The sequence below is a fragment of the Streptomyces europaeiscabiei genome (assembly GCF_001550375.1).
Taxonomy (GTDB): Bacteria; Actinomycetota; Actinomycetes; order Streptomycetales; family Streptomycetaceae; genus Streptomyces; species Streptomyces europaeiscabiei.
The window spans coordinates 1-4,931 of record NZ_LRTR01000477.1 but is presented as its reverse complement, the minus strand read 5'-3'; the positions used below and the strand labels follow the sequence as shown (position 1 = coordinate 4,931).

Annotated in this window: 5 protein-coding genes; 2 read left to right on the top strand and 3 right to left on the bottom strand. The window is 70.5% G+C overall.

What is annotated here, in order from left to right:
• Window positions 1-124 (bottom strand): histidine phosphatase family protein (locus AWZ10_RS47960; RefSeq protein ID WP_199837441.1); only part of this gene is annotated, 124 nt, incomplete at its 3' end.
• A gap of 160 nt (window positions 125-284) precedes the next feature.
• Between AWZ10_RS47960 and corA the strand changes: the two genes are divergently transcribed.
• Window positions 285-1,280 (top strand): magnesium/cobalt transporter CorA, encoded by a 996-nt coding sequence (gene corA, locus AWZ10_RS23155; RefSeq protein ID WP_046707725.1) that lies wholly within the window; start codon window positions 285-287, stop codon window positions 1,278-1,280.
• Between the two features lie 88 nt (window positions 1,281-1,368).
• On the opposite strand, the gene AWZ10_RS23150 is transcribed toward corA, so the two are convergent.
• Window positions 1,369-2,157, bottom strand: coding sequence for a hypothetical protein (locus AWZ10_RS23150; protein WP_046707726.1), 789 nt, complete (start codon window positions 2,155-2,157; stop codon window positions 1,369-1,371).
• Between the two features lie 281 nt (window positions 2,158-2,438).
• Window positions 2,439-3,494, bottom strand: a complete 1,056-nt coding sequence (locus AWZ10_RS23145) for an LLM class F420-dependent oxidoreductase (protein WP_037701879.1) — start codon at window positions 3,492-3,494, stop codon at window positions 2,439-2,441.
• A gap of 344 nt (window positions 3,495-3,838) precedes the next feature.
• On the opposite strand from AWZ10_RS23145, the gene AWZ10_RS23140 reads away from it, so the two are divergent.
• Complete coding sequence (locus AWZ10_RS23140) at window positions 3,839-4,822, top strand: aldo/keto reductase (RefSeq protein ID WP_037702285.1); 984 nt, start codon at window positions 3,839-3,841, stop codon at window positions 4,820-4,822.
• Window positions 4,823-4,931 lie beyond the last annotated feature (109 nt).

Below are 4,931 nucleotides of genomic sequence, written 5' to 3'. Positions count from 1 at the left end.
CGGGCAGCGCCGCGGCCTGCGCCGCGCCCCGCTCGTCGAGGGCGACCCCGGGCGTCCACCCGGCGAGCACTCCCTCGGTGTTGGCGGTGGAACGTCCGTGCCGGACAAGGATCAACGTGGGCATGCGCCCCAGCCTAGACGCCCGCCCGACGGCCCCTTCGGCCCTGTGGACAAGCCCTCCGTTGGACAAGGCCTCAGCGGACAAACCCTCAGTGGACACGTCTCCGTGGACAGGTCTTCGTGGACAGGTCTTCGTGGACAGGGCCCCCGAGAAAGGAACTCCAGTGATCGTCGACTGCGCCGTCTACCACGACGGGCACCGCACCGAGGGCCCCGACGACCTCTCCGACGCCCTGGCCGCCGCCCGCGCCTGCGGCGGCTTCGTGTGGATCGGCCTGCACGAACCGTCGGAGAAGGAGTTCGCTCTGGTCACGGAGGAGTTCGCGCTGCACCCGCTGGCCGTGGAGGACGCCTTGAAGGCGCACCAGAGGCCCAAGCTGGAGGTGTACGACGACTCTCTGTTCATGGTCCTCAAGCCGGTCGTGTACGAGCCGTCCAGTGACACCGTGACCACCGGCGAGGTGATGGTCTTCCTCGGCCACTCCTTCGTCGTGACCGTCCGACACGGCGAGGGCTCGCCCCTGGGCGTCGTACGCAGCCGGCTGGAGCGGGAGCCCGAACTGCTCGGCAAGGGACCCACGTCGGTGCTGTACGCGATCACGGACGCCACCGTCGACCACTACCTGGACGTGGCGACGGAACTCCAGACCGACCTGGAGGAACTGGAGGCGGAGGTCTTCTCCCCCGACATCGGCGGCTCACGGAACACGGCGGCCCGGATCTACACCTTCAAACGCCAGGTCCTGGAGTTCCGCCGGGCCACCGGGCCCCTCGCCGCACCGCTCGTCCGGCTCTCCGGCACCGCCGGTCACACCACCGCGGTGCCCTTCGTCGACGACAAGGCCCAGCCCTTCTTCCGTGACGTCAACGACCACCTCACCCGCGTCAATGAGTCCGTCGAGGGCCTGGACCGGCTGGTCTCCGACATCCTCTCCGCGCACCTGGCGCAGATGAGCGTCCGCCAGAACGACGACATGCGGAAGATCTCCGCCTGGGCGGCCATGGCCGCGATCCCGACCATGGCCGCCGGCGTATACGGCATGAACTTCGAACACATGCCCGAACTGCACTGGGTGTGGTCGTACCCGGCACTGATGGCACTGATGGTCGTGACGGAGGTGCTGGTGTTCCGGCTCTTCAAGCGCCGGGGCTGGCTGTAGCCCTCCGCACGGCTCCGTGCCGCCCTGCCGTACGCGCGCGTGGACGAACCCCGACGCCCCACGCGCGCTCAGCGGGTACGAAGGGGCGTCAGGCGAACTCGGGGGCCGCCGTCGCCGGTCCGCCCAGGGCGTCGTGGCGTGCCGGCGTCTCCAGCGTGACCATGCGGCGCCAGCCGAAGGCCCGCTCGTACGCGTACATGGCGTGGATGCCCGCGGCGAGGACGGCCCCCTTGGCCTTCGGCCAGCCCAGGATGCGCCCCATGCGGTCCATCACTGCGAGGCTGACGTCCCGGTGGACGCCGATCTCCGCGAGGGCGCACTCGCGCAGGGTCCGCTGGATGAGGCGCCCGTGTCCGGCGGCCGCGTAGCGCAGCAGTTCCTCGTGGGTGTAGGCGAGGTGGTTGTCCTCGTCGTCGGAGATCATCCGGACGGCCTTGCCGATCTCGGGGTGAGCCCCGAAGTGCTTGCGGAGCATCACCATCTGGTCGGCGGCACGCTGTTCGGTGACCCGGCTGTGGGACAGGTAGACGATGATGTCCCGCACCGAGAGGGTCCGGTCGGCCTTGAGCCTCTCGTGCGCGAGGCCGATGCCGCCGCGCTCCAGGAGCATGGTGTAGTCGGTCTCGGGCGGGACCTCCACGGATTGGAGGCCGCGCTTCTTCATGAGGGCGTTGAAGATCCGCCCGTGCTTGTCCTCGTCGGCTCCATGGCGGGTGATCTTGGGTGCGAGGGCGCGCTCGCTCGGTGGGACGAGCGCGGCGATCCGCGCGTTCTCCCAGCCCCCCTGCGTCTCCCCGCCTGCGGCGATGGAACAGAACAGCCGGAACGACTCGTCGTTGTCGACGATCTCCTGGAACAGACTCTTGGCCGAAAGCATCGAAGACACCTCTCTGCAGGGGTCCTGGCAGGGGTCCTGCAGAGAACGAGTCAAATGGGGTACCAGGAGCCGGGCAACAGCTGTGTCGGACAAATCCGCCGAACGAAGGATGCCGGGGCGGCGATGGGGCGTAACCGAGCGGGGCGTGCCGCGTTGTCCCGGGTGACGGCCGTGGCGGGGAAGACCCCCGAGCCCCCACCACGGCCGTAGTACTTCCGGATCCCGATGCTCGGCCGGTTCCAGCCGATTCGCGGCTCTCCTCGGCCGCTGCGCCGTTCGGGTTACGCGAGCCCGGCCAGCTCCATGGCCTCCGAGCCGGCCCGGAGCGACGCGATCCGCTCGTCCAGGGTGAAGCCCGCCGGGGCGAGCGTGAGGGTGGTGACCCCGGCCTCGGCGTAGGCCTTCATCCGGTCGGCGATGCGCTCCACGGAACCGAGCAGCGTCGTCTGGTCGATCAGCTCGTGCGGGATGGCGGCCGCGGCCCCGGCCTTGTCGCCGGCCAGGTACTTGTCCTGGATCTCGGCGGCCTCCTTCTCGTAGCCCATGCGCTGGGCGAGCTGGTTGTAGAAGTTCTGCTTGCGGCTGCCCATGCCGCCGACGTACAGCGCGGTGTAGGGGCGGAAGGTGTCGGCGAGCGTCGTCACGTCCTTGTCGTCGCCGACGGCGAGTGGCAGGGTCGGGCAGACGTCGAACCCGTCGAGGGTCTTGCCGGCCTTCTCCCGTCCTGCCCGCAGGTACTTGACGGCGGTGTCCTCCAGGTGCGCGGCCGACGGGAAGATCAGCAGGGCGCCGTCGGCGATCTCGCCGGTCTGCTCCAGGTTCTTCGGGCCGATCGCGGCGATGTACAGCGGGATGTGCTCACGGGTGGGGTGCACGGTCAGCTTCAGCGGCTTGCCGGGGCCACCGGGCAGCGGCAGCGTCCAGTGCTCGCCTTCGTGCGACAGGCGCTCGCGGGTCATCGCCTTGCGGACGATCTCCACGTACTCGCGGGTGCGGGCCAGCGGCTTGTCGAACTTGACCCCGTACCAGCCCTCGGAGACCTGCGGTCCCGAGACACCGAGGCCGAGCCGGAAGCGGCCGCCGGAGAGCGAGTCCAGGGTCGCGGCGGTCATCGCGGTCATCGCGGGCTGGCGGGCCGGGATCTGGAAGATGGCCGAGCCCACGTCGATGCGTTCGGTCTTGGCGGCGACCCAGCTGAGCACGGTGGCGGCGTCCGAGCCGTATGCCTCCGCCGCCCAGCACACCGCGTACCCCAGCCGGTCGGCCTCCTGGGCCACGGCCAGGTTGTCCCCGTCCATTCCGGCGCCCCAGTAGCCGAGATTGATCCCGAGCTTCATATAGACCAGCCTTCCCCTTACCGATCAGTAACGTCCTTGTCGCTCCGACCCTACCGGGCTGGGCCGCCGCGGCAGGGCTCGGGAGGCCGACGTTGCAGGGCGGGTGCGGGTGGACTGTGGCTGATCGCGCGGTTTCCCGCGCACCTCGAAGAGCCCGCGGCCCTTCAGGATCGGCCCGCGGGGCCGTCTCCAGGTGCGCGGGGAACCGCGCGACCAGCCCCCACTCGGCCGCGGACAAGCCACGATCCTGGAATGCCCGGCCGAATCGAAGCGCGGCTCCGTCGGGGAAATCGGTTGTCCACAGGCCCCCACGTGGCGAACTCCGGCCAGTAATGTCGCCGTTCATGGAGCAGAGGCATCTCGGCCGTACCGGCCTGCGTGTGTCCCGGATCGGGCTCGGCACCCTGACGTGGGGCCGCGACACGGACGAGCATGACGCCGCGGACATGTTGAAGCTGTTCTGGGAGGCGGGCGGCAGCCTCGTCGACACGGCGGACGTGTACGGGGACGGCGAGGCGGAGTACCTGCTCGGGCAGTTGATGGACGGGCTCGTGCCCCGACGCGACCTGGTCATCTCCACGAAGGCCGGCAGCGTCCCGGACCCCGACCGCCGCTTCGACGGATCCCGCGGCCATCTCCTCGCCGCCCTGGACGCCTCCCTGGCCCGCCTCGGCACGGACTACGTCGACGTCTGGCACATCCACGCCTACGACCCCGAAACCCCGTTGGACGAAACACTCCAGGCGCTCGACCTGGCCGTCAGCAGCGGCCGGGCCCGCTACGCCGGAGTCTCCAACTTCTGCGGCTGGCAGCTCGCGAAGGCCGCCACCTGGCAGCTCGCGGCCCCCGGCATACGCACCCGCCTGGCCAGTACGCAGCTGGAGTACTCCCTGCTGCAACGCGGCATCGAGCGCGAGGTGCTGCCCGCCGCGCTGGACCTGGGCATCGGCCTGCTGCCGTCCTCGCCGCTGGGCAGGGGGGTGCTGACCGCCAAGTACCGCCACATCACACCCCCGGACTCGCGGGGCGGCTCGGAGCACATGGCGCCGTTCGTCGCGCCGTACCTCGACGAGGCGGCGACCAGCATCGTCGACGCGGTGCAGACCGCCGCGGACGGCCTCGCCGTGACCCCGATCCAGGTGGCCCTCGCCTGGGTCCGCGACCGGCCCGGCGTGGCCGCGCCCATCATCGGCGCGCGCAACGCGCTGCAGCTCGCGGGGGCATTGTCAGTGGAGACCCTTAGTCTTCCTGACGAGATCTGCCGGGCTCTCGACGACGTGTCGGCGCCTGTGCACCGCTATCCCGATCACGACTGGAGCACGCTGTGAGCACGGAGCCCGCGACCTCGGAGACGGACGAGCCGGAGGGACGGGGCGACGGGACGCCCTCCGACGGCGCCGACGCGCCCGGCGGCACGCCCGGCGACCGGGAGGCCAC